Raw genomic sequence first — 26,568 nt, 5'->3', positions numbered from 1 at the left:
GGGACTTCCGCCGACACTCGTCATAGCTTGATCATCACGTTGAGGTAGGTGGTCGGCTGGATGTTGAAGTGCGCCTCGCCGCCGCCGGCCGAGCCGGTGTTGCCGGAGAAACCGCCGCCGGCGCCGGTCTGCACGCCGCCGCCCCAGGTCGGATAGGTGCGGTCGCCACCCGATGCACCTGCGGCGCCACCGCTCATCCCCGGAACGGTATGCGTGTGCGCGGGAACGCCGAAGCTGTGGGCGTGCGGCGGCAGGTTGTTGAGGCCGAGCCCGACGTACTCGGCGCCGTGCCAGGTCGCCAGGCCGAAGTTGGAGAGCCCGGCACCCCAGCCGGCGATCGCCAGCACCCGGCCCAGCACCTTCGGCAGCAGGATGTGGCGATGTGCCGCCCAGTCGGCAGAAGCGGAGGCGCCGCGGCCGGTGGCGGTCCAGCTCCCCGCCGCGTAGAGCTTGCACCAGGCGTCGCTGGTGTTGGTCCACAGCAGACTGAACAGCGCCTCGGTATCGGGGTTGGCGCGGGTGGTGGCCCCCGAGCTGCCGTCGCCGATCGAGCCGTCGTTCATCATCACCCAGCCGGGATCGGCGATGGTCTTGAACGTCTGCTTGACGTCGCCGGTGGTGAACGCCGTCTGTGGAATGTTGACGTTGGTCCACTTCATCGGCGGGCCGATGGTGCCGACGGTCCACCAGCTGGTGTTGGTCGGATCACGCAGCTTGACGTAGCCGGTGCCGCTGTCGAACCAGAGCAGGTTCGGGTAGATCACCGGCGGCTCGGTGGCGCCGTAGTGTTGGGTGGCCAGCGCCTGGATATTGGCGTTGACGCGGGCGCGATAGAGCGCCGCCAGCTGGTTGGCGATCGCGCCGAGATCGGCAGACTGGCTCATTCGTCGTCCCCGCCCCCGGGCTCTTCGACCCGGGGGTCGTGGGCATCCGAGCGTAGCGGGACGATACGCCGGTAGGCCCGCAGCGCCCGCTTGCTGCGCTTCGGCAGCGGCACGTTGAGCGCCTCTTCGAGGTGCTCGACCGCCTGCACCAGCGCCTCGACCAGCTCGGGCGAATCGCGCTCGGCCACCTCGATCGGCTCGGTGGTGAGCGGCAGGAAGCAATGGCGGCGGAAGTCCCAGCGGTAGCCCTTCAGCCGCTGGCGCATGTCGTGACCGTCCGGCAGAGCCACCATACCCGCCTGGGGATCGGTCCGGTGCGCGTCGGCGGTGACGGTCTCGACGGCGATCAGCATGCCGTCCTCATCGAGCTTGGCGATATCCGGCATCAAAGCACCTCGTCGGCAGCGACGCGCAGCTGCGTGATCCACAGGTTGAACAGCCGGTCATCGGAGCGCATCCGGCATTCCAGCTGACCGATCGCGCGCGCGTCGATCTCGGCGGAGTCGATGCGCATCAGCGTGCCCCAGCTTGGGCTCACGGCCGGATCGTCGTCGGTCAGCCGGCCCCAGACGCTGGCATCGACCGAGGCGCCGAGCGTGCCGTCGACGTCCGGCCAGTCGTCGATTGCGCCGATTTTGGCATCCCAGAACGCGAATTGGTTGACCGCGTCGAGCTTCAGCCGGCTGGTCAGCCGCAGCCGCCGCACCGACCCGGCATCGATGCCGGCGGCGAACTGGTAGAGACCGCTGCTGGCGACGCCGCCGGTGTCGTCCCAGTTGCTCAGCGCGTCGACGTCGGGCACCGCGTCGAAGTCCTCGGCATCGAGCATCAGCCCGCCGTCGACCACCGTGCACTTCGTCTTCACGCCAGCGAACAACGGGTCCTCCTCGACGGCGCCGACCGGCGAGAACGCCAGCAGGCTCGCCTGCTTGGTCGAGACGGAAGCGACGCCCTCGGACGGACGGCCGTCGGCGTCGTAGACCCGGGCGAAGTAGGTGCCGGGCTTGAGCGGCAGCCAGACGTGCGTCTGATCGCCGGTGACGGCGCGCGCCAGCGACGTCGAGTTCGGCCACAGCGTCGCATCCATGTCCGGCGAGTGGCGGAAGCTGATCCAGCCGCCGAACTGCACATCCAGGTCGGCCGCCAGGTCCCAGCGCAGCAGAGCACCTCCGCCAACGACGGCGAGCGTGAGGTTCTGCAGGTCGGCGGGTGGCGACCGGCGGCCGGTCACATAGTGGCTGTTGACCTGCGTCGCCGGCGAGGCGAGGTAGTTCGGGTGCGTGTACTGCAGGCGGAAGTCGTAGGTCTCGCCGGACTGCGGGCCGGCGATGACGACGCCGGTCGCCGTCTCCTCCTGCACCGTCGCGTCCTGCCAGGCGCCGTGCGTGCCGGAGACCCGGTAGAGCACGTGGATCGTTGCCCCCTCGATCGCGATCGGCTGCAGCTGGAAGACCATCCGTTCGATCAGCGTGCGCGACGGCGTCACCAGCATCACTCGTTCGTCGGAGCGGATGTCGAGCACCACCGGCGCCGGCACCGAAGGCGGCGGCGTCACCACCGGATCGTAGGGCGAAATTGGCCCCTGCTCGGCGACATGCACGCCCGGCGCCTCGGCGATCAGCGTCAGCTTGGCCGACAGGTTCTCGCCGGGCTCGATGTCGCGGACGAGCACGCGCAGCGTCTCGCGGCCGAGCTCGCCGAAGGCGCAAAGATCGCCCGTGGCGGGTGCATCGATCAGCGCCGGCGGGTTGCTGAACCACAGCCGCGGTGAATATCCCGCGATGGTGCGCAGCGGGTAGAGGTCGGTGCGCATCATGCCGGCTGCGACGCGGCGGACACGCAGGCCGTAGCTCTTATTCGTCTGCATCGTCACCGGCGCATCCAGCGTGACGTCGGTGATGTTGCCTGAGGCATCCTCGTTAACTGCGGCAATGCGCGCCGAGGTGAGGCCTGTGGCGATGACGTCGTGCTGCAGCGCCACCAGGTCGCCGCGCTCGCAGGCGAGTTGCTCGAAGTCGCAGTTGATGCGGTGGATCTCGCGCCGCAGCCGCTGCTGCGCCAGATGGTAGCGGCCCTCCTTCCACGCCTGGTCGCGGCTGGTGAGCCCGACAATCTCCACCCGACCGATCAGCGTGGCGTTGGTGGCAGAGTAGCCATCGTCGTAGACGACCACCTCCTCGGTCTTCCAGGAGGCCTGCTCGTTGACGAAGCCGATCCGGTAGCCGTCCGGTACCGGCTCGTGCGTCATCTCGCCCTCGTAGTTCCAGCTGTTGCGCGGCGTGAACATCCGCACCGGCACGCTTCGAGGCTCGTCGATGACCACCGAGAACTTCAGGTCGCGCAAGCTGACCATCGCCCGGCCGAGGCGGGCGATGCGGGCCAGCGCGTCGTAGAGCGAGGTCTTGGCATCGAACACGCCGTTGAACTCTCGGCGTGCCGGCCGCGTCACCCCGTCCCAGTACGCCAGCCGCTCCAGGTCGATCTGCGCGTCGGTCGCCGGCTTCCGTCGGCTCGGGTGCTGCAGGATGTGCCGGAACAGCGCCGCAGGCGATGACGTCGGCCGCCAGATCCAGCTGTTGGTGCTGGCATCCCAGTCGCGGGCGATGGTCCGCGCGGTGACGTTGAACTCGTCGATCGTCCCCTGCAGCTGGCCGGTGGCGCGGATGCGCACGGCGATCAGCGTGATGCCGGGGACCGGCACCGGATCGCCGGCGGTGATCGTCCGCAGCGCCGTCCAGAAGCACTTGGAGAAGTTCCGCTCCTCGTCGGTGTCGCCGGACAGCCGGGTGATCCGCACGTCGAAGGTCTGGTTGGCGTCGACGATGCCATACTCCGCCGGCCGCCAGCGGTGCCCCCAGTAGAGCGGCGTCTGCTGCCGGCCGGTGACGGTGCGCACCAGCACCGTGCTCCAGTGGTTCTCGCCGGCCGGCGATTGCTCGATTTTGAAGGTAACCGACTGGTCCGACTTCTTGCCGGCCGGCTGGTTCTGGATGTGGACCAGCCGCTCGAAGGCGATCTCGATCGCGATCTCGTCGGCCCCCGGCGGCGTCGTCCGCACCTGGCCGCCGGCGGCATAGGTCAGCGCCACCGACAGCGGGTCCTCGTAGACGTCCAACGGATAGAGCGAGAACGGCTTGCCCTGATCGAGATCCCACGCCGCTGCGCTGCTGGGGTCGGCAAGACGGTTGAAGGTGAGGGTCTGGCCGGCGACGATCGCAAGCCCGTTGACCGTCGCCGATGAGGTTGCCGTCCAGGTATCGCCGAAGCTCGGGCTCGCCGGAAAGACGCCCGCGGCCGGATCCCATCCGCTTTTGTCCGGCATCGTCCAGTAGCCGCGGCGCATCTGCCACTCGACCTCGGCGTAGTTGCCGATCGGCGTCTCGCCGATGCGCATGGACTCGACATGCACCGGTCCGTGACTGACCGCGAAGATAGCCCGCCAGTAGGTATTGGAGCCCACCACCTCGCGGTAGGGTAAGGCGGCATAGGGCGGCGTCAGCCGGAAGCGGCCGCAAAGGAACGGCACCTTGCCCCAGATGTCGATGCGGTTGCGCGCGCCGAGGATCTGATACGTCTGGCTCTCGGTGCCCTTGTCCTTCGACAGCTCCGGCACCGGCGGCGGCAGGAAGGTGTTGACCAGCAGCGTGCCGCCAAGAGTCACGGCGGCACCGGCGAGGCCGCCGGCGATCGCGGCGGCGGTCGTTCCCCACACCGGCGCCAGGGCGCCGTAGGTGAGCGCCGTAGTGACTACCGCAATGATCGCGATGCCGACCATCGCCGCGATCCGCCAGCCACCGCCTCCTGCCGGCAGCAGCCGGATCGAGAGATACTTGCCCGGCCTCGGCCGGACGCGATGCCAGTGGGCCCGCTCGATCAACTGCTCGCCGAGGAAGGCGACGCCGTGCGCACGCAGCAGCGGGTCCGGCTGGATCAGCTCGACGATCTCGGCGATGGTCAACCCCTGAGGCACCGCGTAGTCGATGCGCCGCTGCTCGAACGGGTGCGGGCAGCAGGAGACGACGAAGGTTGGCTGCAGGGGCGGCATGTACACCGATGGCTGCGGCGACGCAGGCGATGCGCTGTCAAGCAGCATCGGCGGCCAGCCTCCTATAGCGCCAAAACCCGAGGACGCGCCTTCGGATGGCCTGATCCTCCCAATAGCGGGCGAGCACGGCGGCGGTGCCGCGCTCGACATGCAGCAGCCAGCCGGAGGTCACGACGACGCCGACGTGCAGCGGGCCGAACACCCAGCCGGAGCCGGCAACCCGCGCCGCGCCCGACATCTCGACGACGTCGAATGGCCCCTCCTCGCCAACATTAACCCGACGCCATGCGCCGGAACGGCGTTCCGTCTCGACCGCTTCGCGCACGCCGGCGGGATTGGCCTCGCTGGCGTAGCAGGTCGCCAGCGAAGGCAGTTGGACGCCGGCCTGTTCAACGATCACCAGACGCACCAGCCCCCAGCAGTCGCACCCCGCCCGGTCGCGGCCCAGATCGCGGAACGGGATGCCGACGTAGCCGGCAACCCACGAAGGTAGCTGGGTCATCAGATGCCAGTGGTCAGATGTTACAAGGGCAAGAGGTGACGTCTGCGCTCGATCGTCTGACAGCCGTCATCTGAGTAGTGTCTCAGGTCGAGTACGGTCACTCTCGCCAAGAGCGATGGTTCGGCGGTACCGAAAACCGGACGCGACCGCGTCTGCCTTGGCGCGCTCTGAGGCACGCAGCCCGGACGGAGCACTGGATCGCGACCGCATAATCGGAAGCAGGTCCGATACCGACACACTGCCGACGCAAGCACATGTTTGCGCCGGGCGCGGAGCGGTGCAATCATTCGCATCCGAACTGCGCGGGGAGAGGCGAAAGTGATCGAGCGGTCGATCGGGTACGTCAGCATCGCCGCCGCCGTCCTGCTGCTGGGCCTTTCCGGCTGCGCCAGTCCCGGCGACGGTGGGTCCTCCGCCCACGACCCGACCCACGCGGCAGGGATGTCGGTCGGGGGCTCGGATCTTCCTCTTTGTTCAATGATCGCCGACCCCAATGCCCGGTGCATCCAGGACGACCACGCCGCCGACCGCGCGCGCGCGTACGCCTCGGCTTCTGCCGGCACGGCGGCGGCGGCCTCCGGGCTGAGCGTGGAAGACCGGGAGGCGATGGGCCGAATCGCCTACGCGGAAGCCGGCAACCAGGGCGAGGAAGGAATCGCCGCAGTCATCTTCTGCGTCCTCAACCGGGTGAACTCCGGGCTGTTCCAGGGCAGTGTGCAGGCGGTGATTGACGCGCCCAACCAGTTTGAGCCGGCGACCAGGGTCGGCGGCTGGCGCCGCCTGCCGCCGCTCGACTACAGCCAGAGCATCCAGTTCGATACCATCCTCAATCTCATCCTCGCCGGCCGGCTTCCCGATCTCACCAACGGCGCCCTGTTCTTCCAGAACGCCGCAATCGTCGCAGCCCGGGCGGCACGGGGATCCGTCTCGTCTTATCTCGTTGACTTCGGCGGCACGCCGCCGGTCGCGGAGATCGGCGATCACCGCTTTTACGACTGGCGAGCGGCGACTAATCTCGCCTCCGCCCGCGACAGCCGCCGCGACGAGGCGACGGCCGCCGCCTACGAGACCGCCTACGCGGACCCGGGGAACGGCGCGTACGCGGGGGAAGGCGCGTACGCCGGTGAGAGCTCGTACGCCGACGACGGCGCCCACGACCTTGTGGCGGGGGATGCTTATCCGCTTGCGGCAGCCGCGGAAGCCTGGCCGGGCAGCGACGATGGCGAGGCCAGCCCGGCAGTGGATGCGCAGTAGTTGGACCAAGCTCGGAGCGGCCTTATTCCACCGGCGCACCGGGCAAGGGAGCAGGGGCGCGCCGGGGTGGCGGCCCTGCCGACGACGCCATTTCCGACCCAGGTCGTCCTAACTTGAAACGGTGTCGACTTCCCGCCGGCGCGGACGCGCGGACGCGCGGACGCGCGGGCAGCGCGGCGGAGCGCAGCAAGCGTGCCGCATGGAGCGAGAAGCGGAATACGCGCTTGCCTGCCAGCGAGATTTCCGCAGGCCGCTCCGTTCCATACGGGCTACGCGTCGCGACGGACGCTGGGCACCGGTCACGACGTCCACACGTGGGATAATCGGTCTCTCCCCTTGGCGGCTCAGGGTCAAGCTGAGACGCCGGCATCAGAAAACTGACATCTGTCACGGCCATAGCGCCTTGAACCGCCCGTCGAAGGTGACGTAGGGGAACTCCTCGGCGGCGAGGTCGTCGACGCTGAGCGTGCCGGTGACGAAGCCGACGTCGAACGTCGACGCCCGCCATTCGAGCCCGGCCCATTCGCGCTCGACGATGTCGGGATCGGTGCTGCGGACGATGCGGATGATCAGCGACGGTGGCGTCGTCAAACCGCGCAGCAGCGCGACGACCTCCTGGCTAGTGTTGTCGATCCGGATCTGCGCTCTGGGCGCGCGGCCTTCGGCATCATCCGGCAGCGTCACCTCGAACGGGAACGGCTCGTAGCTGGCACCATTGCTGATGGTTGCCACACCATCTGAAGTGAGCCGCAGCGGCGCCGGCAGTTGCGGGTGGCTGATCTCCAGCAGCACCAGCCAGGGTGTCGCACAATCCTGCGCCGCGAGCTCGCGGGTCGCGGCGTCGGTGAGGGTCACGGCAGCAGTTCCAGGTCGAGGCTGACCCGCCAGGCGATGCCGGCAGCGACCGGCTCAATCGTGGGCGGCGGCACGATGCGGAAGGACCCCAAGGCGCCAGTCACCGGATGCACCCAGGAGAACGACAAGGCACCTCCCTGCAGGTCGGAAGCGAAGAAGCTGCGAAAGGTGGCGAGCTGCGACGGGCTGAGCCGGAACGCCGCCCTCAGCCTGGTTACCCCGGCCGTTGCCCGCCGTCGCGCCTTGGCCGGTCCGATGTCGGTGGCGCTGCGCACCAGCAGGTTCGGCGGCGTCTCGGCGAAGCCGTCGGCCAGCGGCCGCTGCGGCAGCGATGCCGGCCACGATGGAATGGGCATGTCAGGAGCCAGAGGTCAGGAACCAGGACCCAGGAGGACTACCTGGCATGGGCGGACCGAATATTGGCGGCAAGCTCGTTCCTGGCACCTGGTTCCTGGCTCCTGTCATCTGGCACGGATCGGGTTGGCGGCGGCGGCGAGCGCGCGGTTGAGCGTGCTGCCGGGGCGCGCCGCGCGCTGCGCCATCGCCACCTCGACCGTGTTGCCAAACGGGATCACGGAGAGGCTTGTTTCGCAGTCTCGCCTAAGGGCTGCCCGAGCTCAGGCCCATAGATCGACGCCAGACGGATCTTGTGCTGAATGTTTGCTTGGTCGACTGCAGTGGACGCGTCGCCCTCCTGCACAGCGACGACCTTGCCAGACCAGGCGAAGGAATCAGTCGAGACAAAAGCAACGATCAGCCCTGCCGCAAGACCAGCGCGAATTGCCACCTTCTCCAAACCTTGAACACCTCGGCAAGAATGATCCGCGTAGCGTTCGATGTTCGCGCGAAGGCCCCTAAGACGACGTTACCAGGCGAGTAACCTCGCGTTTACCGCCGGCCCGTATCCTCGCCGGCATGGAGGCGAGTCATCACCAGGCGTGTGCGCCAGTCCCGAGCCAAGCGTTCGTGCAACCCGGAACAGTCCGAGCATGACCAGCTCGGCGAGCAACTGTTGGATTTGACGGGAATCTAGATGGTGAGGAGGAGAAGCGATGACTACGACGCAGAAGAAAATCATAGCTATTGCCGCAACGGGCCTAGGGGTCTGGTGGCTGATCAGCGTGTCCGAGCCGTCGAAGTCGCCGTCGTTGCCGGCCGCGTCAGCGCCGGCGGGGCTGGAGTGGGATAGAACCGCGCATCCGGTTGTTCCGCACACGTCTGTCGAGCAGCAGCTCGCTCAACCCCGCAACCCCTCGGGGGGTGTTGAAAGTAAAACCATCAGCATGACGTTTGAGAACTGTCAGCTGTTGATTCGTCGAACCGCCGATCAGGTCGGCCAGGCACCAATCAATATCGTCGACAGCGAAATCCTGCGCATGGTGAGATTCGTCACTAGCGATGGTTCGGTGCTGGTGACGTGCTCGAAGCCGGACGAGAAGGCGATGATCACACGCAGCCCGTATCAGTGAATAATACCAAAGGCTCTGCTGGCTGACTCACGAAGGGGATTTCGCGGAGGAAGATTTCTGACTCGATTGGCGCGGGGAGATTCGCGCCATACCAGCAGCGGCATGTCAGGAGTCAGAGGTCAGGAATCAGGACCCAGGAGGAGGAGTACCTGGCAGGGGACGATCTAGTATTGGCGGCAAGCTCGTTCCTGGCATCTGACTCCTTGGCTCCTGTCATCTGGCACGGATCGGATTCGCGGCGGCAGCGAGCGCGCGGTTCAGCGTGCTGCCGGACCGTGTTGCTCGCTGCGCCATCGCCACCTCGACCGCGTCGATGATGACGTTCAGACTCAGGTTGCCGGAGGGATCCCGCTGCTCCTCGGTCGTCACCTTGGCACCGGCGTTGTTGATGACGTTGACGGTCACCTGCGGCCCACCGGCCGCCTCGACGCCGAGCCTTCCGGAGGAGAGCCGCTTCAGCGGCAGCACCGCTTCCGGCCCGGCCTCGCCCATCAGGCCCGTGCCGTGCGCCATCGGGAACAGGGTCGGCCGGTCGACCACGCCGCCCTGGGCGAACGGAATGACGGCGCCGTGCGCGAACACGCCGCCCTCGGCATAGAGCCCGCCGGTGCCGGGCCCCGGCGCCGCACCGGGCTCACCACTGCCTGCGGTCGGGGCCGACGAACCGAACAGCCCGGAGACCAGACCGCCGAGCCCGCCGCTCAAGGCCTGCGCCAGCGGTCCGAGAACCGCCATGCGGATCGACAGACGGGTCAGATCGGCGATCATCGAGTCGACGAGCGAGGCGAAGTCGAGCTTGCCGGTCGTAACGAAGCCGACGAGCGCGTCCTCCATCCCTTGGAAGGCCTGCGTCGTCACCTGCTCGGCGGCGCTCGCCGCATCCATCGCCTGATCGGCATAGTCGCGCAGCGCCCGCGTCACCCCGTCCTGCCAATCGCGGCTAATGGCGAGCATGCGGTCGGCCGCCTGCTCCGCCTCCCGGTATGCCTCGGCGATGGCGCGTCCATGCGTCTCGGCGTCGATGGCGCCGGCCCGCATCAGCGCATCGAGCTGCTGCAGCGTCGCTGCCAGTTCCTCCGCCGGCGTGCGCATCTGCTCGGTCAGCCGTGCACCCTGCTGGCGCAGCTGCTGCTCGGTGCGCAGGCTGTCGGCCAGCTGCTCGCGGGCGAGCTTCTCGTCGTAGAGGGCGTTGGCCAGCCGCTCCACCTGCACCCACTGCTCGTCGGTGGCGCGTTCCGACAGCCGCGATAGCGCCTGGTCGACGAACTGCCGGCGCTCGTCGCCGAACAGCGCCAGCTGCTTGGCGAGATCGTCGACGATTTTCTCGTTGGCCTGGTAGGCGCGTTCGGCTGCCGCCTGCTCGGCCGCCGATTGCCGTTCGGCGGCCTCTCGGGCGCGCCTGGCCGCTTCTTCCAGTGGCTGGTTGATCGCCGCGATCCTGCGCCGCGCGATCTCTTCCGCCTCCTGGATCGCCGCATCCACATCCGACGCGTTACCGCCGTCGGGTGCGCGCAGCGCGTCCAGGCGCTTCTTCGTCTCGGTGAGCTCGCGGTTGACCTGGGCGATCCGCTCGGCGGGACCGGTCGCCAGCTGGTCGAGCGCCTTGTCCAGCTGGCTGCGCTGGGCGGCGAGTGCGTCGGCGCGCCGTTCGGCCTCGGCCGCCTGCTGCCCGGCCAGCGCTCGCGCGCGCTCCTGTCTGGCCGCTTCGGCTTCGGCATCGCCGATGCGGGTGAGCGTCGCCAGTTCCTGCTCCAGCGCCGCCACCCGTTGCCGCTGCTCGTCGATGGCGAAGCGCTGGCCCAGCATCGGCGTGGCCGGTCCGCCTGCTTGCAGCCGGGCCAGCTCGTCGCGGGCCTGGGCCAGTCGTGCCGTTGCCGCGGCGATGCGCTGGCCGATCGGATCATCCTCGATCGAGGACGTGATCCCCTCGATCGCGCCCGACAGCAGGTCGAGCGCGCCTTGGGCGAGGGAGGTCACCGCCGGCGTGCGGCCGATCGCCTCCAGCAGGTTGCCCCAGGCGTCCTGCAGCCGGTTGGTCGCACCGGTGAGGCCGCCGGCTTCGGCCGCGCCGGCGCCGCCCACCTGCTGTTCGAGAGCATCGAGAATCACCCGCTGGGCTTCCGCCGTCTGCCCAGTCTCGACCAGCGAGCGGATCAGCTCCTTCTGGGTATCTGAGAATGAGATGCCGACCCGCCGCAGCGCGGTGAGGCCATCGATCGGATCCTCCAGCGCTTTGCCCAGCTGCGTCGCGGCACCTGACAGATCCCCTCCGAACACCGCGCTCATGTCCTGCGCCAGGCTCAGCGCGCGGGTGAAGGTCTCGCCGGAGACCGATCGGAAGGTGGCGAGCACCGCGGCGGCATCCTGCACACCTTCCGCCGTCGCCAGCGTCGAGCGCTCGATGCCGTCGGCGAACGAGGCGATCTCGACTGCAGTGAGGCCGGACGCATGTCCCGCGGCCTTCAGCACCGCCTCCAGCCGGCGATACGACTGATCGGCCTTCGCCGCCTCCTCCAGGCTGCCCTTGAGACCAAGCGTGACGGCGCCGATGGCGGCGGCCGCAGCGAGCCCGGCCGGGCCAATGCGCGCCAGACCGGCGCCGAGCGGGCCGGCGCGGTTGGCCATCTCCTCCAGCCCACCACGCAGTTCGCCGGCCACGCCGTCCAGGACCTGCAGCGCGCGCGACGCCGGCCGCGACGCCTCTTCGATGCGCTGCAGCGCCCGCGCTCCGCTGTCGCCGACATCGCGCAGCTCCGCCTTCACCTTGCCGCCGTCGATCACCGCGAGGCGGATGGCGAGATTACGATCGGCCATGGTGGAGACTTTCAATCCTGCTGATTTGCGAGGCGCTCGTTCAGCGCCTTGATCAGTCCGGCCTCGGCGGCGGCCAGCAGCTCGGCGATAGAACGGGCGTCGTAGCCGAGCGCCGTTGCGAGCGTCATCGCCGCCGTCAGGTCGAGGCCGATGACAACGGCTCCGTTCGGCGCCAGGCGCAGCTGGCCCGAGCAGCGAGTGAGTACGTCCCACGCCTGCCAGCCGGCATCAGTCAGCGGTTCATGCTCGGTGTAGGGGCAGCGATGTCCGTCGGCGCCGGGCTTACCTCGGGCGCAGGGGCGGTCCAGCGCTACGCAGCTCGCGCAGTATCCGGGCCCGCCGCCGAAGTGCCATTCGGCGCGGGCCCGAGTGCGTTTTTTTCTGCATCCAGCAGCAATGCCGGGCCGAGATACGCGCTCTCGAAGGCACTGGCGATCGGCCACAGGTCCATCAGCGCGTCGATACTCTCGTGCGTCAGCGCCGCCGGTAAACCATCGGCATCGCCGACGCCGTCCCAGTCGAGAAGCGACAGCCGCGCCAATGCCTTGACCAGCGCCGCGGTTCGCTCGCCGGCAGCCTGCGCTTCATTCTGAACCGGTGCGGCGATCCGCTGCACCTCGGCGCGGGCCGCCATCATCAGCGCCGTCGTGCACGGCCGGACGTGCAGCCGCACGCCATGGCCGAGGTCGAGCCAGTGCGGCTCCCGCTTGAGATCGAGACGGATCATGGAACGTACTCCCGACACTACGATCGACTTTATCGATCGCAAGAACAGAAAGTCTGCGTTTGAATCGATTGGCCGGCCGGTATATCTGAGCTGAGTCGTCTGGCGCGGCGATTCCCTCGAACCGCTGCGGGCGGCCGGGCATCAAGGATTACCACTAATGCTGAAAACACTGACCTTCGCCTGCGTCCACTTCACGGTCGCGTTTACGGTCGCTTATGCGCTGACCGGTAGCATTCTCGTGGGCAGCCTGGTCGCAGTGGTCGAGCCGCTGTGCAACACGGTTGCCTATTACTTCCATGAAAGGGCGTGGGAGCGCTGGGGTGGAAACGCCGCCAAGAGCGGCCGGGCGCATGTCTGTGCGCTACCGATCGGATCTCAGGCGTAGCTGGCGACGTCGTTGAGCAGGTGCACGCGCAGCATGGTGCCGCTGCTCTCGTCGTAGGCGGCACGCCAGTCGAAGCTCGCCTCGACGCCGCCGGGACCGGAAATGGCGTACTTTGGCTTCGGCAGGAACACCCGGAACAGCTCGAACGTCAGTGACCAGCCTTCCGCCGTGCTGAAGCCGTACTCGACCGACACCGGATCGCCGTTGGTCGCCTCGGCGACGAGGGTGGCGCCATCGAAGCGAAGCGTCATCGCGCCGGTGCACGTGGCGATCGTCGGATCGGCGGCCTCGATTTTGCCGTCGTCGCGGATCACCCGCACCCGCTCTAGATTGTTGGAGAAGGTGAGACTGCCACCAGTGACGCCGGCGAGTGGCGAGCCGCCGCGCTTGATGAAGCCGCGGCTTTGGCTGAACCGCTTCAGCGCGAAGGCATCCGGTGTCGCGTCGAGGGTGGCTGCCACCTTCTCTTCGCCTTGGGCGACCAGCTGCACGGTGCCGTTCGCCGGCCCCTCGCGGCCCATCTCGAAGGCAAGGCTCTCCATCACCGTGCCGAGGTGGCGGAAGAACACCGGCGTTACGAGCTTCGGATGACCGATCTCGAAGGTGAAGCTCGGAATGTCATCGCCGCCCGACAGCCACTCGTGCCGATAGCCGCCGCCGGTGAGCGTCGACGCCGACACGGTGCCATTACTGTCGGCCGAGGCTGCCAGCGTGAAGCTGTTGCCGGTGGTGCCGGCGGTGTCGAACTGGATCTCCAGCCGGTCGTCCGCCGTGCTCGCGGTGTAGGTGCACTTGGCCACCTGCACATCGGCCGAGCCGTTGAGATCGCTCGCGAGCGCCGTCAACGTCGCATCGATGCTGGCGCCGATTTGCGTCTGGTTGCCAGAGGGGGTGCCGATCACGAACGTCCAGGTGACGCCGTTGAAAGTGATGGTGCTGTTGGCGGCGGGCTGCGCAGCAAAGGCGATGTGTCCCGTCGCATTCGTCTGCACCGTCGCCGGGTCGCCGAACAGCCCTGTCAGCCAGAAGCCGGAGCCGCGCAGATCGAGCGGGATCTCGACCCGGCCCTCGTCGGTGATCAGCCCCTGATAAGGGTCCTGGGCGTTGCGCCCGCGCCCGAGCAGCGGATCGTCGCCGAGCGGCTGCTCGGCAGAGAGGTCGCACGACTTGAAGTCGAGAGAACGATAGCCGGTGAGCGGAGCAATGCCGTAGCTGGTTTCGCGGCCGGCGAGCAGTGTCGCGTCGGCGCCGTAGGCGCGGACTTTGGGCATCGGCGGGTCTCCGATTGTGGAAAGGTCAGGCGGCCAGCGGATCGCTAACCAGGTACTCGATGGTCACGGTGAGCCGCGCGGTCAAGACGGGTGCCGCGCCCTCGATCGCCAGCATCGACGTCTCGGGCGCGCTCCAGAACAGGTTCTCGGCGAGGCCGCCGAGACTGCGGTCGCTGACCAGCGCAGTACCGATCCCAGAGAGCAAAGCGTCGAGCGCTGTCTCTCCACCGCCGCCGACCGGCTGGGTGACAAACGCCTCGACCTCAGCACGGTGGCTGTAAAACTCGGTGCGCGGGTTGAGCGTCACGTCCGGCTCGCCGGGATCGCCGTCGCGAAGGATGACGAGACCACCGGCCGGCACCGTTTGTGGCAGCGCCTCCTTACGGCGGACGCTCGCGGCGGCGATTGTCTTCAGCCGGCCGAACAGCGCCAAAAGCACTTGCTCCCTCCTCGAAGGCATTCACGCGCATCCCTGCACTGTTGATCTTTCATGACAACTCGGGGACGGGCAGGTCTACGCTGCCTAAGTCGCAGTCATCGCGCTGCGCCCACAAATGAACAACAAACAATCTGCGGCGGACAAAATCAAAATGAGCGGCTTGACGATGTTGGGGCAAGTGCTTCACGAAGAGCACTTCCGAATACTAGTTTGCATTTGCGATCTGCAAAACCGGGTTGTGGGCCAAGCCGGAGAACGAACATTTAATCCCGACGACGACCGGGAACACGAAGAGATGCATGGCCTGATCGGCAGTCTCGATCGCGTTCTGGCGCATCATGCCTTCGAGGAGAACGTCATCTTCCCGCTCATCCGTGGCGACGGCGATCCCGATGTGGCTGATCTCCTCGAAGAAGAGCACGTCGAGATCGAGCCGACGACCCAGCGTCTGCGGGCGGTCACCGTCAACATCCTGCAGCATGGCCCGAGCAACGGCCGCTGGAGCGAGTTCCGTACGCTTGCCCAGAAGTTGTTTTCGCAGATGCTCGGGCATCTGGAAAAAGAGGAGGCAATCATCCTGCAGCGACTGGACCGCTTACTCGACGCGGCGACCGATCATCGCCTCGCTTCCCAGCACCTGTCTTCGCGTCTGGTGCCGGCCGTCGCCAGCAGCTCCGGCATGCCACGCTAAAGTAGCCACTGTCGAGCCACCAGCCGCGGCAATTCCGTGAGCCACTTCTGTGCCGCACCGTCGACGTCGAGGCGCTTGCGCACGGTCACCTGCGGCACCAGGATGAACAGCGGCACGGTGGTGCGGCCCGAGAGCCGCGAATATGCCGCCCCCTTGCGGCGCCCGATGTTAGCCACCGCCCTACCGCGGGCGGTCAGCCGGACGTTGTCGGCCACGAGCAGGCTCGGGCTGCCCCGGCGATAGACGAACCGCAGCCGCATGCCGTGGATCCGCTCCCAGGCACCGGGCGTGATCTTCTGCCGGCCATCGCCGAACCGGCCGGCGGCGGGTGTCGGGATAGCGAGGAACAGGCCCTGTTGCGAGCGGATGATCCCACCTTCCGCATACAGCCGCACCAAGCCCGGCGCCTTCGACCAGATGTAGCCGGCGGCGCCAATGCTCGGCTGGCCCTTCGGATAGACCTCGCCCCGCCAGGTGTTGGCCAGCCGTGAACCGAGGCCGGCGCCGGTGATCTGGCCGCGGAGTTCGGTCTTCAGGCCGTCCGTCGCCGCGCGAACGCCGGCGGTGACCGCCCGCTCGGCGGCGCCCAGTTCAGCCTTCAGCAACGCAATCAGATCCCCCTGAATGGCCGCCTGCAGCCTCATTGCGGCCGCGCCTCCACCGTCCAAACGAGCTGTTCGGCGTCGCGGATCGGCTCGCCTTGGATGACAAAGACCGTGCGGCCCGCCTCGATAGTGTCGCCGTCTGCCGGGGCGGCGACCTCGCTGACGCGAACGTCGATCAGCAGCGTCTCGGTGACGATGCGCGTCTCGCCCAACGTGCCCACCCGATCCGGCCGGCGCAGAATGACGCGCGCCGGGACAGCGGGATCGGCGCCGCTGACCCGGTAGACGGTATCGATGCCGAGGTTCGGATCGGCGAACAGTGCGTCCATGGCTTCCTTGAAGACGTTCATCAGTTGCTGGAGGTGATCTTCACCGCCAGGCGCGGCCGCTTGTTGACCGGCAGCACCGAGGCCTCGGTCTTCACCTCGATGGCGCTGCCGTCGGGACGCGCCAGCTGCCGGGCGTACATCGGCAGGCCAATGGTGTTGACCGTCTCGATCAGGTTGGCGGGCGCGCCGTAGGTGACGAAGGTATCGAGCGTGCCGAGCGGAAAGGCGATGCCCTCGCCGGCCGGCACCAGCGTCTCGGTCGAGCCGGTGGCGAGGGTGACGGTGGCGTTGTACTCCTCGAAGACGATGCCGGCGAAGGGGAAGCGTCGGCGGGTGTCCTCGCGCAGCGGCTGGGCGCCGGTCGAGGAGAAGTACTTGTAGGCCTCCTCGACCTTGGCGTGGCCGATCAGCTTGTCGAAGAACTCCGGGCTGACCAGCGCCAGCACGCCGCTCATCGTCTCGCCCTTCAGCTCGGTCTCGATCTTGCGCAGCACCTCGCGCACCTTCGCCTGGACCTGGGTGCCGGCGGTGCCGAGCACGAAGTCGACCGACTGCTGGGCGAGGCCGAACTCGGTGAAGTAATTGTAGAGGGTGGTGCCGGCGCCGTCCTTGACGATGCCGCGCAGCGCGTTGACCTCCATGTACTCGCGGGTCTGGGCGTGCTTGACGCGCATCCTGGTAAGCTTGCGCTCCATCACCGTCGCCAGCGGATCGGCGGCATCGCTCATCCCGAAGCCGCGCACGCCCTGGATGTCCTGCGGCGTGATCGCGTCGTCGTGTGGAATCCACGGGATGGTGAACGAGCGCATCGATCGCAGGTCGCGGTTGGCGACGGTGGCGGGCGCACCGAGCGGGACGGAGGGCAGCAGGTTGAGCACCCCTTCCGCCTGCTCGATGATGACGCTCCTTTGGGTGACGCCCTCGAAGCGGAACAGGCCCATCTGGCCGAGGCGGCTGTAGACGTTGGGCAGGATGTTGATGGCTTCCGTCATCTCGGCGAGCGAGTAGCCGCCCGCGTCGAACGGGTTGATCATCGTAACCATGGTGCGGGGAATCCTTGACGCAGAGTGCGGATCAGGCGGTTTCGCGGACGACGAGGCCGAGGGTGGCGAGCTGGACGTGCTTGGCCGTCTTCTCTGCCGGCTGATCGACCGAGGCATCGTACGCCAGCGCCGCCTTGGAGAGGATGACCGGGCCGCGGGCGGCGATCAGGCCGGTTTGGTCGGCACCACTGGCATCGACCGCCTCCAGCAGCACGGCTGAGGCGGTCTCCGCTCCTTCGTCGCCGACCACCTCGGCCGCAGCCGACAGGCGGTACTTGCCGCTCGCGGCGATCCTGCCCAGCACCGCGCCCAGCGGATAGCTGGTGCCGGCCTTCAGCGTCACCGTCTCGCGGCAGTAGCTGGCGTTGAGTTCGAACTTCAGCAGGTCGCCGAGCGTCGGCGACTGGGTCAAAACGGGCATGGATCAGACCTCCCTTATCCCCGGACCAAGTCCGGGGACCGGCCGGTGGCGGCCCGCTCGCGGGCGCGCCTGATGATCGGACTGTCCCCGGCAGTGGCGGCTTGCGGCGCGCTGGCGATCACGTCGGCGGCTTCCGAGCGTGCCGCCAGCTTCTCCAGGATGGTCCGGCGCAGCGCGTCCGGCTTCAGGCCGCGGCGCATCGCATCGGCCGCATCGATGTCAAGGCCGAGCCGCGCCGCCTGGGCGGCAACCGTCGCAATCTCCGAGAACTCGCCACGCAGCCTGTCGGCGATTGCGTGCGCATCCGGGACGGGCGCCGGTGACGGGCGATCCGGCGGCCTCGTGTCGGGCGGCGCTTCGGGCAAATCCGAAACGACATCCTCCGGCGAGACGTCGCCGGGTTGATCGATCAGAGGATCGGGGCTGTTCATGGTGCGGATCCTTGCGGGTGACGGGAATTGGCGAACGGTGGTTGGGTTCGCAGGCGGGCCGGCGCGGATGCGCTTCGTCTCCAGCGCCGCCCTCAGATCGGCGACAGCCTGGGTGACGGTGCCCACCCGATCGGCGAGACCGGCCTTGACCGCCCGCTCGCCGCGGTAGATCGCGGCTTGCGTCGCACGGATCGCGTCGGGACCGAGGCCGCGGTTGCCGGCGACGACCACGACCAGCGCGTCGTACAGCGCATCGACATCGGCCTGAATGTCGGCGGTTGCCCGCGGCGACAGCGGCTCGTGCGGATTGCCGTCGGTCTTGTGGGCCCCGGCGTGGATCAGCGTCCACTTCAGCCCGGCCATGGCGTCGGCCGCGCTCTCGTCGAGGTGCACGGCGACGACGCCGACCGAGCCAACCTCCCCGGTCCGGGTGACGTAGAGCCGGTCGGCGACAGAGGCGATGGCGTAGGCCGCCGACAGCGCCGCTTCGGAAGCGACCGCCCACAGCGGTTTGCTGGACTGCGCTTTGATGGAACCGACCGTCTCAACCAGATCGAACAGGCCGCCGACCTCGCCGCCGGGCGAGTCGACTTCGAGGACGATGCCGCGCACCGCCGGATCGTCGGCGGCATTGCGCAGCGCCTCGGCGACGGCGCCGTATTCGCTGGCGCCGAGCAGCGCGGTCAGCCAGTCGCCGCGGGCAACGAGTGGCCCCAGCACCGGCAGGATCGCGATGCCGCCTTCGGACACCGCGTAGTCCCGCGGGCGCGTCGCCTCCAACCACGACGGCAGATCGCTACGGCTGCCAAGTGCGGTTGCGCTGGCGACCAGTGCCTCCAGGCGTGTGGGCGCGATCGCCCAGGGCCGGCCAACGATCCGGCTGGCGGCATCAGATGTGAGATTCATGCGCTGATCAGCCGGTGGTCATTGGTTCGGCGCTAGCGTCGGCAGCGGCGAACGAGGGGTCCGGCGTTTCCGGCTGCGCACCAAAGCTCAGCCCCAGCGCCCGCTCGCGCGCCTGGTCGGCGGCGATCTCGGCGTCGACCTGCTCCGCGTCGTAGCCGCGCTCGGCCAGCGCCTGGGTGCGGCTCTTCAGCCCAGCCGCGATCTGCTCGATCTCGGCCTTGGCGTCCTTCAGCGGATCGACCCAGTCCCACTTCGGCGGCAGCCAGGCGCACGCCTGATAGCCGCGCCGGTTCGCGTCGTAGCCGGGGATGGTCAGCCCCCCGGCAAGCACGGCAGTGTCCATCCACCTAGCCCACACCTGCCGGCACAGCTGCCAGACCGTCACCGCATGTTGGTAGGCCTCAGTGCGGCGGCGGAACTCCAGCAGCGCCAGGCGGGCGTTGGAGTAGTTGGCCTTGATCATGTCGTTGGAGAGGTACGCGTAAGGGATGCCAAGAGCGGCCGAGACCTGCAGCAGCGTGCGGTACTGGAACGGCTCGTAGGTCTGGCCGGAGTCGGCCGGATCGGAGGTCTGCACCTGCTCGCCCGGCTCCAGCATGACGATCTGTCCCGGCTGCAGATCCATCGTCCGTTCGCCATCCTCGCCGGTGCTCTCCGCCACATCGAACGGCTCGGCCGGCGCCGGGGTGGTGATGAACAGCGCGTGCATCGCCGCCACCTTCTTGCGGTCGAGTTCGGCGTCGTCGTACTGGTCGAGCAGGAACAGCTTGACGATGGCGGGCGCGAACTTCGAGACCCCCCGCAGCTGGCCCGCGTCCACCGGATCGATGACGTGGACGATCTCGGGGGCGGGAATGCGCACCGTCTCGCCCACCAGGCCAGGGTCAGTCACGTCGCCCGGGTGCCGGCGGAGAAAGTGGTACGCCATCCGCCGGCCGATGCGATCGAACTCGATGCCCTGGCGAATGACGGTGCCGCTTGGGCCAACCTCGTTGCGGGACAGCGGCAGCATCTCCGAGGGCAGCATCTGCAGCTGCAGCGGCACGGTCAGTCCGTCCTCCGCCCGGCGCGGGCGGAAGCGGAAGAACACCTCGCCGGCGATGAATACCTCTCGGGCGGCGCGGCGCTGCAGGCCGTAGAAGTCGGTCACTCCGTCGGCGTCGGCATCGTCGGTCCACTCCAGCCACAGCTTCTGCACCGCTGCCTTCAGCGCGGCATCGATGATCAGCGAGGATGGCTTAATGCCGGCACCGACGACATTGCCGGCCCAGCTCTCGATCGCATTCGCGGCATAGCCGTTGTTGCGGATCAGCCAGCGGGCCCGGGCGGTGATATCGGCACCGGCGGCGGCAATGAGCGTATTGAGATGCGCCCGGCTCGGCTGGAAGCCCTTCAGCCGGCGGTTGCCGAGCCCCGCCTCGAAGCCGCCGATGAAGGCGCCGACACGACGCCGCCAGTGCGCGAACACGCCAGGCATCAGAGACCCTTCGTCGCCAAGGTGAGGATGCGCCGTCGGCGTGTGCCAGTCTCCGCGGCAGTAATGCGTTTTTCTAGATCGGCGAGTGCTGCCGCCATCTCGGCGTCGCTGGCGTAGGTGATGCGCTTGCCGTCGTACTCGACGGTGCGCACGCCGCGGTAGCGCGCCGCCAGCAGCGCCTCGCGTTGCGTGCTCAGCTCTTCCAGGGTCATCGATCAGCTCAGATAGCTCGAACGGAACACGCGGCGGCCGCGGCGCGGCGCCGCGGCCAGCCGGCCGGCGGTCGGCAGGTCATCCTGGCGGACGGCAGCCTCCGTCACCTCAATCTCATCTGCCGCCGGGGCGACCTGCAGCTCCAGCTCGCGCCACTTGCGCTCCGGCCAGCGGTCGGCGCCGGCGATCCAGGCGGCGGCGCGGGCATAGACGCGGCAGTCGAGCGCCTCGTTGCGTTCGCGCAGCTTCTGCCATTCGAGGCGGGTGAAGCCGCGCCGGGTCTTGACCGTCACCAATTGCTCGGCGACCAGCTGCTTGACCCATTCCGCGTCGACGCCACGCGGCAGGTGGATGTAGCCCCCGGGATGTCGCTCGCCCGCGTCCTCTTCGGTCGGCGCCGCCAGCCGCAGGAACCGGTAGGTCTCGCTCTTGAAGGTGGCGACGGCGACCGTCCACAGCCGCGCGCCGCGCTTGATCTTCACTCCGCCTTCGGTGGCATCGACGTGCGTCGGTCCCGACACTGGTGCCGAGCGGTTGAAGCCCTCGACGCCCTTGAGCGGCAGCACCTGGCCCCAGCCCTGCCGGCGTGCCCAGGCGTAGACGGCCGGCGCCTCGTAGCCGCTGTCGATGCCAAGGCGCGCCAGGCCGAGCCGAGCCCCCGAGACGTGCGGCCAGGTCTCACCGAGCAGGGCGGACACCTGTGCCCAGGTTGCGGCGTCGCCGGAACCGCCCTCGATCACCAGGTGATCGACCAGCCAGCTCTCCAGGCCGCGGCCCCACGCCCAGACCGACACCTCGATCCGGTCCTTTTGCACGTCGGCGCCGGCGGTGAGGAACAGTCCGCCCGGCGGCACCGTGCCACGGCCAAAGTCCTCACGCCGCTCGTAGAGGCGCTGCCAGTCGGGTGCTTCGCCGGTCTCCACCCAGGTCTCGCCGAGCACGGTGTTGATGAAGCTGCGCTTGGCCTCGTCGGAGCCCTGGGCCGCCTCCCACTCGCGGGCGATCCGCTCCCACGACAACCAGCCGACTGGGCTGTAGAGGCTCGACAAGTGATAGCCGATGCTGAGCGGATCGGCCGGCGTCGCGGTCGGCCGCCATTCGCCCTGGGCCAGCATACGCGTCTTGTGATGCTCGGCGATCGGCTGCTCGCAGCCTTCGCAGAGGTAGGCCGCCGTCTCCGGCTGACCCTGCTGCCAGCGCAGCCGTTCGAACCTGAGATGCTGGTGGTCGCCGCAGTGCGGGCACGGTACGAAGAACCGCCGCTGATCCGAAGCCTCGAATTCCCGTTCGATGCGCGACAGCCCCTTGATCGTCGGCGTCGAGGCGAGGAACACCTTGCGCCGCCAGGAGAAGGTGCGCGTGCGCGCTTCCGCCAGCGCCACCGGATCGCCCTCGTCGTCGGCGGACGGCGGATAGGCGTCGACCTCGTCGAGGAACAGATAGCGCACCGGCATCGAGCGCAGGCCGACCGCACTGTTCGCTCCCGTCATCACCAGGATGCCGCCCGGGAACTCCTTCGACAGCTGGGTGTTGCCGGCATCGCGCGAGCGCGACGGCGCCACCTTCTCGCGCAGAGCCGGGCTTTCCTCGATCAGCGGATCGACGCGCTGCTGTGAGAAGCGCTTTGCCAGCTCGACCGTCGGCTGCACCGCCAGCATCGGCCCGGGCGCGTGATGGATCACGTAGCCGATCCAGTTGCAGCCGCTCTCGCTGGCCCCGAGCTGGCTTCCTTTCATGAACACGACCCGCTGCGCCGGATGCCGGGGGCTCAGCGCATCCATCAGTTCCTGCAGATACGGTGTACGGCTGGTCCGCCACGGCCCCGCCTCGTTGGCACCACGTGGACTGAGGATTCGGTGGCGATCGGCCCAGGTCGACACAGTGAGGTCCGGATCGGGGGTGAGGCCATGGCACCAGGCGCGCAGCAGCGCGTCGCCGCCGTCAAACGCGAGGTCGATGCTGTCACCGGAACTCGGTCCGGAGGTCCGCCAGCTCTGCGAGGTGCTGCCGGACATGCGTCTCCAGAACCGTCTGCATCGCGTGCGCGCCGATGCCAAGATCTGCCGCCATCATTGCCGCCACCCGCGCCGGCCAGCCGGCCCAGGCGTCGCGCTCCTGCCGCGCCAGCCGGAACACCAGTGCCGTAGCGCGCGCCCGGTCGACCACCTCGCCCTTCAGCTTCTGCAGCCGGATGCGCCGCTCCTGCGCTTTCAGCACCTCGTTGGCGGTGCGCGCCTGCAGGTAGCTCATGCCGCCGGCAGCGGCGGGAGCAGGAAGGCCCTGCTCGCGCAGCGTCTCCGCCACCGCGCCGACCGCCGCTTCCGGCACCGCGCGCAGAGAGGCGGCTTGCCCGCCGCGCTGCATCGACGGGTCGGTCGCCTGCGTCCGGCGTGCATCCGATGCGGCGGCGTCGATCGAGCCATCGGCGTGCAGCACCAGCCGTCCCGAGGCGCGCGCCTTCTGCACCGCGCCGCGCGAGACGCCGGCGTGCGCCGCGTAATCGCGCTCGCTCATTCCGGCGCGGCCGCGAAAGTCGGGTCTTCGCCCGGTCATCGCGCCTCCCGGCGGTCAGGAGATGGTCCGCGGGCGACCGATAATACGCTGATACTGATCGCTTTTTCCCTGGATGTTGGGGCCCGCTTACGCCTTCATGTGAGCATCAGGAGCGAATGAACCAGCAACCAAGGCGAAGACGATGACCACGACGATCCTGCCGACCAACTACCAGGCCAGGGGCTTCTGGGGCACGATCGGCAGCCATGCCGATCAGAGCGAAGCCTGGACGCTGGCGATGGCCGCCATCGCCAAGGCGACCGGCTGCGCGCCGGAAGCAGTCCGCGACTTCCTCGATAGCCGGCACGGTCGTCACTTCGCCGACGACGTCGCCAACGGCCTGTTTGCCGGCCTCGGGCTTTCCGCTGCGATCGATGCGACGGTCGAGCGCTGGATGGGCTGGAGCATTGGCAAACAAACCGAGCGCGAGCACGGCATCCCGCGCGACCTGCCCTACCTGACGGGCTGGGTGATGAACTGCGAGATCGAGGCCGAACTGGCCGACTGACGCAGCACCCGCTTCTCTCAGCCCCGACCGCCGGTCGGGGCTCGCGGTGGTAGAAGGCGCCGCAGCCCGTGGCGCCGAGGCAAGGACGCCACCGATGGCCATCGACTACCCCTTCAGCCTCGCCCAGCTGGCGCAGATCCTGAGCGCGCTGGAGAACGAGCGCCGCAACCCCAACACCAAGCGCAACGCGATCAGGGCGATCGAGCGCAACGCCGCGCAGATCGGCCTTTCCGCCGAGGACGTCTTCGACGCCGCCGATGGCTTGCTCAGCGGCCGGCTGAGCGCCGTCGAGTGGCGCGCGCAGCTGCGCGACGAGCCCCCGCAGCCGGACAATGCCGCCGAAGAGCCGGCGGAAGCGTCGATCATGCCCGACGCCGGCCCGCTGGCGGTGGCCGCGAGCGACGCGGGCGGCACCGGCGACGACGCCGCAAGCGACGTCACCGAGGCGACCGAAGGTGCGCCGGGGGCCGCGACGGCCACCGTGGCCGCCAACCCGGAGACGACGACCGAGCCGCGGGTCGGCTTGAAAGAGAAACTGCTCAAGGCCTGCCAGGCCGCCGAGCACTGGCTGCGGGCAGAACGCGACCGGCCCGCCGAGACCCGGCCCGACGACATCCTGCGCGTCCTGCGCGCCGCCATCGCCCAGGCGGAAGGCCAGCCACGCCGGCCGCGCCAGAGCGATGAACCTCGCCGGCAGCGTCCGCCGCGCCAGGGCAGCAAAGAGTCGCAAGTGATCGCGATGCTGCGGCGGCCGGAGGGAGCGACACTGGCGCAGATCGGCGACAGCACCGGCTGGCAAACCCATACCATCCGCGGGTTCTTCGCCGCCGCGCTGAAGAAGCGCCACGGCCTCGCCGTCACCTCGGATAAGCCGCAGGGCGGCGAACGAACCTATCGGATCACCGAGTGACGGAGGCGGCGATGCCGAAGACTACCTTGCAGCAGCGGCTGGTCGGCGCGCTGGTTGCCACTGGCCGTGGCACGATCGTCCCGAGTCGGAGCCGCAAGTATGTGACGCTGCAGCGACCGGACGGATCGTTCTTCTACGTCGGCAAGGCTGGAGCGCTGCGCTTCGGCAAGACCGTGTCCGACAGCATGGCGGCACCCGACGACTTCAAGCGGCGGCTGCTCGCAGAAACCCAGCAATAGCCTTCAGAACGGGCGATGCCGCCGGGCCTCATGCCCGGTGGCAATCGCTCCAGCGCCGTGCGCTCGAATCGCTTCAAACAGGCGCCGTAAGGCGTACGATCGTGCCAGGGAGATCAGGGTGAAGACCGCGCCCAGCGCCAGGTTGTCGCCGAGCGACGCCTGCAGCCCGAACAGCGGAAAAACCACGATCTGGGTCAGCACCGCGAGGCCGTAGCCAACGGCGACATTGGTGATCGCCTCGATCAGCGACATCCGGCGCGACTGCTTCATGCCGCCCTCGGCAGCCGCTCGTCGGCGACCGCGTCGAACGTGCGGCCGTCGCCGTCCAGCATCGCTGGTTTGTTGGTCGCTGTCTGCCAGCGCCGCACCGCCACGTCCACGTACTGTGGGCTGATCTCGATGGCGAAGACGCGCCGCCCGGTGGTCTCGCCGGCGATGATCTGCGAGCCCGAGCCGGAGAACGGCTCATAGCAGACCTCGCCCGGCCTAACGTGTTGGCGCATCGGCAGCGCAAATACCTCGATCGGTTTCGACGTCGGGTGCTCGGTCTTCTCGCCCACCTTGATGGTTGGAATGCTCCACACCGTGCTCGGATAATCCTCTGAGACCCGCGGCGGCTTGTTGCCCTTCAGCCAGCCGAAGAAGCAAGGCTCATGCTGCCAGAGGTAATGCGACCGGGTCAGGATGCCGCGATCTTTCGCCCAGACAATCTGCTGGTGGACGAAGGCGCCGAACTTCTCCCACACGCTTTCGACCATCGCCTGCCGTCGGCTGGCGTGCCAGCAGTACCAGGCGGCGTTGGGCAGGATCGCGTGCTCGATGGCGGCCTTGATGAAGCCCTCGTACAGCTCCGGGCCTTGGCTGGAGTCGTCCCAGGTGATGCCGTAGCTCTCACCCCAATCCTTGTTCTTGTCGGCGCCAGCCCTGCTTCGACGGATGGTTGGTGCCGTCGTAGTCGACGAGATACGGCGGATCCGTTGCGAACAAGATCGCCTTCTCGCCGTTCATCACCCCGATCACGTCCGCGCTCTTGGTGCTGTCGCCGCACAGCAACCGGTGATCGCCCAGAAGCCACAGATCGCCAGGCCGCGACACCGGGTTCACCGGCGGCTCGGGTATGACGTCTTCGCCGGCAAGACCATCGCCCTCGTCGAGCGGTGCCAGCAACCGGTCCAGGTCCTCGCCTTCGAAACCGGTGAGATCGAGATCGAAGCCCGCGGCGTTCAGCGCATGCAGTTCGGCGGCGAGGAGTTCGTCATCCCAGCCGGAGAGCTCGGACAGCCGATTGTCGGCGATGCGGTAGGCGCGGACCTGCTCCCGCGTCAGGTGCGACAACCGGATGATCGGCACCTCGCCCAAGCCCAGGTGCTGCGCTGCCAGCAGCCGGCCGTGACCGGCGACGATCTCGCCGTCGTCCGCCACCATCACCGGCGCCGTCCAGCCGTACTCGACCAGCGAGGCGGCGATTTTGGCGATCTGATCCTCGGAGTGGGTCCGCGCGTTCTTCGCATACGGCTTCAGGCGCGCGACAGGCCACTGCTCGATCTGCTCGGGCAGGAAGGGAAGCATGTATTTCGACCGTTGTTGCTATGCTGCA

The 26,568-nt window shown here is 68.3% G+C and carries 28 protein-coding genes and 1 pseudogene; 7 read left to right on the top strand and 22 right to left on the bottom strand.

Annotated features, from left to right (window positions below; all coding sequences use genetic code 11):
- Nucleotides 1–20: 20 nt before the first annotated feature.
- The 4 genes from IPK66_05965 to IPK66_05950 are packed head-to-tail and all read right to left on the bottom strand — an operon-like array spanning nt 21 to nt 5,431.
- Nucleotides 21–884: a hypothetical protein gene (locus IPK66_05965; GenBank protein MBK8174818.1), complete on the bottom strand. Its 864-nt coding sequence runs from the start codon at nt 882–884 to the stop codon at nt 21–23.
- Entirely contained in the window at nt 881–1,270 is a 390-nt protein-coding gene (locus IPK66_05960; protein MBK8174817.1) for a hypothetical protein, read from the bottom strand. The genes IPK66_05965 and IPK66_05960 overlap by 4 nt, the downstream gene beginning before the upstream one ends.
- Nucleotides 1,270–4,977: a hypothetical protein gene (locus IPK66_05955; protein ID MBK8174816.1), complete on the bottom strand. Its 3,708-nt coding sequence runs from the start codon at nt 4,975–4,977 to the stop codon at nt 1,270–1,272. Before IPK66_05955 ends, IPK66_05960 begins: the two co-directional genes overlap by 1 nt.
- On the bottom strand, nt 4,967–5,431 hold the full coding sequence (locus IPK66_05950) for a hypothetical protein (GenBank protein ID MBK8174815.1): 465 nt from the start codon (nt 5,429–5,431) through the stop codon (nt 4,967–4,969). The genes IPK66_05955 and IPK66_05950 overlap by 11 nt, the downstream gene beginning before the upstream one ends.
- A gap of 441 nt (nt 5,432–5,872) precedes the next feature.
- Here IPK66_05950 and IPK66_05945 point away from each other — a divergent pair, with 441 nt between their 5' ends.
- On the top strand, nt 5,873–6,685 hold the full coding sequence (locus IPK66_05945) for a cell wall hydrolase (GenBank protein MBK8174814.1): 813 nt from the start codon (nt 5,873–5,875) through the stop codon (nt 6,683–6,685).
- A 387-nt stretch (nt 6,686–7,072) separates the two neighbouring features.
- On the opposite strand, the gene IPK66_05940 is transcribed toward IPK66_05945, so the two are convergent.
- The 3 genes from IPK66_05940 to IPK66_05930 form a co-directional block, all read right to left on the bottom strand.
- Nucleotides 7,073–7,540: a DUF1833 family protein gene (locus tag IPK66_05940; protein ID MBK8174813.1), complete on the bottom strand. Its 468-nt coding sequence runs from the start codon at nt 7,538–7,540 to the stop codon at nt 7,073–7,075.
- Nucleotides 7,537–7,896, bottom strand: coding sequence for a hypothetical protein (locus tag IPK66_05935; protein MBK8174812.1), 360 nt, complete (start codon nt 7,894–7,896; stop codon nt 7,537–7,539). Before IPK66_05935 ends, IPK66_05940 begins: the two co-directional genes overlap by 4 nt.
- A 215-nt stretch (nt 7,897–8,111) precedes the next feature.
- Nucleotides 8,112–8,336 (bottom strand): hypothetical protein, encoded by a 225-nt coding sequence (locus IPK66_05930; protein ID MBK8174811.1) that lies wholly within the window; start codon nt 8,334–8,336, stop codon nt 8,112–8,114.
- 256 nt (nt 8,337–8,592) lie between these two features.
- On the opposite strand from IPK66_05930, the gene IPK66_05925 reads away from it, so the two are divergent.
- Nucleotides 8,593–9,009, top strand: a complete 417-nt coding sequence (locus IPK66_05925; protein ID MBK8174810.1) for a hypothetical protein — start codon at nt 8,593–8,595, stop codon at nt 9,007–9,009.
- Nucleotides 9,010–9,222: 213 nt separating this feature from the next.
- Here the strand turns inward: IPK66_05925 and IPK66_05920 are convergent, their stop codons facing one another.
- Both IPK66_05920 and IPK66_05915 read right to left on the bottom strand, forming a co-directional pair.
- Nucleotides 9,223–11,823 (bottom strand): phage tail tape measure protein, encoded by a 2,601-nt coding sequence (locus IPK66_05920; GenBank protein MBK8174809.1) that lies wholly within the window; start codon nt 11,821–11,823, stop codon nt 9,223–9,225.
- Nucleotides 11,824–12,133: 310 nt separating this feature from the next.
- The gene (locus IPK66_05915) at nt 12,134–12,550 is read right to left on the bottom strand and encodes a hypothetical protein (GenBank protein MBK8174808.1); all 417 of its coding nucleotides are present in this window, start codon (nt 12,548–12,550) and stop codon (nt 12,134–12,136) included.
- Nucleotides 12,551–12,707: 157 nt separating this feature from the next.
- On the opposite strand from IPK66_05915, the gene IPK66_05910 reads away from it, so the two are divergent.
- Complete coding sequence (locus IPK66_05910) at nt 12,708–12,935, top strand: DUF2061 domain-containing protein (protein MBK8174807.1); 228 nt, start codon at nt 12,708–12,710, stop codon at nt 12,933–12,935.
- Here IPK66_05910 and IPK66_05905 read toward each other — a convergent pair.
- Both IPK66_05905 and IPK66_05900 read right to left on the bottom strand, forming a co-directional pair.
- Nucleotides 12,926–14,206, bottom strand: coding sequence for a hypothetical protein (locus tag IPK66_05905; GenBank protein ID MBK8174806.1), 1,281 nt, complete (start codon nt 14,204–14,206; stop codon nt 12,926–12,928). The two genes, IPK66_05910 and IPK66_05905, sit on opposite strands and share 10 nt — an antisense overlap.
- Before the next feature lie 25 nt (nt 14,207–14,231).
- Nucleotides 14,232–14,666, bottom strand: coding sequence for an acyl-CoA transferase (locus IPK66_05900; protein MBK8174805.1), 435 nt, complete (start codon nt 14,664–14,666; stop codon nt 14,232–14,234).
- Between the two features lie 130 nt (nt 14,667–14,796).
- Between IPK66_05900 and IPK66_05895 the strand changes: the two genes are divergently transcribed.
- Nucleotides 14,797–15,336 carry a hemerythrin domain-containing protein gene (locus IPK66_05895; protein ID MBK8174804.1) on the top strand — a complete coding sequence of 180 codons (540 nt, stop codon included), beginning with the start codon at nt 14,797–14,799 and terminating at the stop codon, nt 15,334–15,336.
- Here the strand turns inward: IPK66_05895 and IPK66_05890 are convergent.
- Genes IPK66_05890 through IPK66_05850 form a run of 9 tightly spaced genes read right to left on the bottom strand, consistent with a single transcriptional unit; the run spans nt 15,333 to nt 23,314 of the window.
- On the bottom strand, nt 15,333–15,980 hold the full coding sequence (locus IPK66_05890) for a hypothetical protein (GenBank protein MBK8174803.1): 648 nt from the start codon (nt 15,978–15,980) through the stop codon (nt 15,333–15,335). The genes IPK66_05895 and IPK66_05890 overlap by 4 nt on opposite strands.
- Nucleotides 15,977–16,291, bottom strand: a complete 315-nt coding sequence (locus IPK66_05885) for a hypothetical protein (GenBank protein MBK8174802.1) — start codon at nt 16,289–16,291, stop codon at nt 15,977–15,979. Before IPK66_05885 ends, IPK66_05890 begins: the two co-directional genes overlap by 4 nt.
- Nucleotides 16,291–17,313, bottom strand: a complete 1,023-nt coding sequence (locus IPK66_05880; protein MBK8174801.1) for a major capsid protein — start codon at nt 17,311–17,313, stop codon at nt 16,291–16,293. The genes IPK66_05885 and IPK66_05880 overlap by 1 nt, the downstream gene beginning before the upstream one ends.
- 31 nt (nt 17,314–17,344) lie before the next feature.
- Nucleotides 17,345–17,734, bottom strand: coding sequence for a head decoration protein (locus tag IPK66_05875; GenBank protein MBK8174800.1), 390 nt, complete (start codon nt 17,732–17,734; stop codon nt 17,345–17,347).
- 14 nt (nt 17,735–17,748) lie between these two features.
- A complete protein-coding gene (locus tag IPK66_05870; GenBank protein ID MBK8174799.1) occupies nt 17,749–19,071 on the bottom strand; it encodes a S49 family peptidase in 1,323 nt (440 codons plus the stop codon).
- 7 nt (nt 19,072–19,078) lie between these two features.
- On the bottom strand, nt 19,079–20,548 hold the full coding sequence (locus IPK66_05865; protein ID MBK8174798.1) for a phage portal protein: 1,470 nt from the start codon (nt 20,546–20,548) through the stop codon (nt 19,079–19,081).
- Entirely contained in the window at nt 20,548–20,760 is a 213-nt protein-coding gene (locus tag IPK66_05860) for a hypothetical protein (protein ID MBK8174797.1), read from the bottom strand. The genes IPK66_05865 and IPK66_05860 overlap by 1 nt, the downstream gene beginning before the upstream one ends.
- 3 nt (nt 20,761–20,763) lie before the next feature.
- Nucleotides 20,764–22,776: a phage terminase large subunit family protein gene (locus tag IPK66_05855; GenBank protein ID MBK8174796.1), complete on the bottom strand. Its 2,013-nt coding sequence runs from the start codon at nt 22,774–22,776 to the stop codon at nt 20,764–20,766.
- Complete coding sequence (locus tag IPK66_05850) at nt 22,724–23,314, bottom strand: hypothetical protein (protein MBK8174795.1); 591 nt, start codon at nt 23,312–23,314, stop codon at nt 22,724–22,726. Before IPK66_05850 ends, IPK66_05855 begins: the two co-directional genes overlap by 53 nt.
- A gap of 142 nt (nt 23,315–23,456) precedes the next feature.
- Between IPK66_05850 and IPK66_05845 the strand changes: the two genes are divergently transcribed.
- The 3 genes from IPK66_05845 to IPK66_05835 all read left to right on the top strand — a co-directional run bounded on the left by IPK66_05845 (nt 23,457) and on the right by IPK66_05835 (nt 24,971).
- Nucleotides 23,457–23,822 carry a hypothetical protein gene (locus IPK66_05845; GenBank protein ID MBK8174794.1) on the top strand — a complete coding sequence of 122 codons (366 nt, stop codon included), beginning with the start codon at nt 23,457–23,459 and terminating at the stop codon, nt 23,820–23,822.
- A gap of 364 nt (nt 23,823–24,186) precedes the next feature.
- Nucleotides 24,187–24,732, top strand: a complete 546-nt coding sequence (locus IPK66_05840) for a DUF3489 domain-containing protein (protein MBK8174793.1) — start codon at nt 24,187–24,189, stop codon at nt 24,730–24,732.
- An 11-nt stretch (nt 24,733–24,743) separates the two neighbouring features.
- Nucleotides 24,744–24,971: a hypothetical protein gene (locus IPK66_05835; protein MBK8174792.1), complete on the top strand. Its 228-nt coding sequence runs from the start codon at nt 24,744–24,746 to the stop codon at nt 24,969–24,971.
- Between the two features lie 3 nt (nt 24,972–24,974).
- On the opposite strand, the gene IPK66_05830 is transcribed toward IPK66_05835, so the two are convergent.
- A complete protein-coding gene (locus tag IPK66_05830) occupies nt 24,975–25,241 on the bottom strand; it encodes a hypothetical protein (GenBank protein ID MBK8174791.1) in 267 nt (88 codons plus the stop codon).
- Nucleotides 25,238–26,540: pseudogene (locus IPK66_05825) on the bottom strand (site-specific DNA-methyltransferase). Before IPK66_05825 ends, IPK66_05830 begins: the two are co-directional and overlap by 4 nt.
- Between the last annotated feature and the right edge of the window lie 28 nt (nt 26,541–26,568).

Source organism: Rhodospirillales bacterium (assembly GCA_016712595.1).
In the GTDB taxonomy this organism is placed as follows: Bacteria; Pseudomonadota; Alphaproteobacteria; order Rhodospirillales; family Defluviicoccaceae; genus Defluviicoccus.
This window is presented reverse-complemented; position numbering and strand designations above follow the sequence as displayed.

What these genes read in the sequence shown, in the direction of transcription:
- IPK66_05880 (MBK8174801.1), bottom strand. Translation starts at nt 17,313, where the DNA reads ATGGTTACGATGATCAACCCGTTCGACGCGGGCGGCTACTCGCTCGCC.
- IPK66_05860 (MBK8174797.1), bottom strand. Translation starts at nt 20,760, where the DNA reads ATGACCCTGGAAGAGCTGAGCACGCAACGCGAGGCGCTGCTGGCGGCG.
- IPK66_05950 (MBK8174815.1), bottom strand. Translation starts at nt 5,431, where the DNA reads ATGACCCAGCTACCTTCGTGGGTTGCCGGCTACGTCGGCATCCCGTTC.
- IPK66_05905 (MBK8174806.1), bottom strand. Translation starts at nt 14,206, where the DNA reads ATGCCCAAAGTCCGCGCCTACGGCGCCGACGCGACACTGCTCGCCGGC.
- IPK66_05855 (MBK8174796.1), bottom strand. Translation starts at nt 22,776, where the DNA reads ATGTCCGGCAGCACCTCGCAGAGCTGGCGGACCTCCGGACCGAGTTCC.
- IPK66_05915 (MBK8174808.1), bottom strand. Translation starts at nt 12,550, where the DNA reads ATGATCCGTCTCGATCTCAAGCGGGAGCCGCACTGGCTCGACCTCGGC.
- IPK66_05965 (MBK8174818.1), bottom strand. Translation starts at nt 884, where the DNA reads ATGAGCCAGTCTGCCGATCTCGGCGCGATCGCCAACCAGCTGGCGGCG.
- IPK66_05910 (MBK8174807.1), top strand. Translation starts at nt 12,708, where the DNA reads ATGCTGAAAACACTGACCTTCGCCTGCGTCCACTTCACGGTCGCGTTT.
- IPK66_05890 (MBK8174803.1), bottom strand. Translation starts at nt 15,980, where the DNA reads ATGAGGCTGCAGGCGGCCATTCAGGGGGATCTGATTGCGTTGCTGAAG.
- IPK66_05935 (MBK8174812.1), bottom strand. Translation starts at nt 7,896, where the DNA reads ATGCCCATTCCATCGTGGCCGGCATCGCTGCCGCAGCGGCCGCTGGCC.
- IPK66_05870 (MBK8174799.1), bottom strand. Translation starts at nt 19,071, where the DNA reads ATGAATCTCACATCTGATGCCGCCAGCCGGATCGTTGGCCGGCCCTGG.
- IPK66_05845 (MBK8174794.1), top strand. Translation starts at nt 23,457, where the DNA reads ATGACCACGACGATCCTGCCGACCAACTACCAGGCCAGGGGCTTCTGG.
- IPK66_05830 (MBK8174791.1), bottom strand. Translation starts at nt 25,241, where the DNA reads ATGAAGCAGTCGCGCCGGATGTCGCTGATCGAGGCGATCACCAATGTC.
- IPK66_05885 (MBK8174802.1), bottom strand. Translation starts at nt 16,291, where the DNA reads ATGAACGTCTTCAAGGAAGCCATGGACGCACTGTTCGCCGATCCGAAC.
- IPK66_05945 (MBK8174814.1), top strand. Translation starts at nt 5,873, where the DNA reads ATGTCGGTCGGGGGCTCGGATCTTCCTCTTTGTTCAATGATCGCCGAC.
- IPK66_05955 (MBK8174816.1), bottom strand. Translation starts at nt 4,977, where the DNA reads ATGCTGCTTGACAGCGCATCGCCTGCGTCGCCGCAGCCATCGGTGTAC.
- IPK66_05875 (MBK8174800.1), bottom strand. Translation starts at nt 17,734, where the DNA reads ATGCCCGTTTTGACCCAGTCGCCGACGCTCGGCGACCTGCTGAAGTTC.
- IPK66_05895 (MBK8174804.1), top strand. Translation starts at nt 14,797, where the DNA reads ATGAGCGGCTTGACGATGTTGGGGCAAGTGCTTCACGAAGAGCACTTC.
- IPK66_05835 (MBK8174792.1), top strand. Translation starts at nt 24,744, where the DNA reads ATGCCGAAGACTACCTTGCAGCAGCGGCTGGTCGGCGCGCTGGTTGCC.
- IPK66_05960 (MBK8174817.1), bottom strand. Translation starts at nt 1,270, where the DNA reads ATGCCGGATATCGCCAAGCTCGATGAGGACGGCATGCTGATCGCCGTC.
- IPK66_05865 (MBK8174798.1), bottom strand. Translation starts at nt 20,548, where the DNA reads ATGCCTGGCGTGTTCGCGCACTGGCGGCGTCGTGTCGGCGCCTTCATC.
- IPK66_05900 (MBK8174805.1), bottom strand. Translation starts at nt 14,666, where the DNA reads ATGCCTTCGAGGAGGGAGCAAGTGCTTTTGGCGCTGTTCGGCCGGCTG.
- IPK66_05920 (MBK8174809.1), bottom strand. Translation starts at nt 11,823, where the DNA reads ATGGCCGATCGTAATCTCGCCATCCGCCTCGCGGTGATCGACGGCGGC.
- IPK66_05925 (MBK8174810.1), top strand. Translation starts at nt 8,593, where the DNA reads ATGACTACGACGCAGAAGAAAATCATAGCTATTGCCGCAACGGGCCTA.
- IPK66_05850 (MBK8174795.1), bottom strand. Translation starts at nt 23,314, where the DNA reads ATGACCGGGCGAAGACCCGACTTTCGCGGCCGCGCCGGAATGAGCGAG.
- IPK66_05840 (MBK8174793.1), top strand. Translation starts at nt 24,187, where the DNA reads ATGCCCGACGCCGGCCCGCTGGCGGTGGCCGCGAGCGACGCGGGCGGC.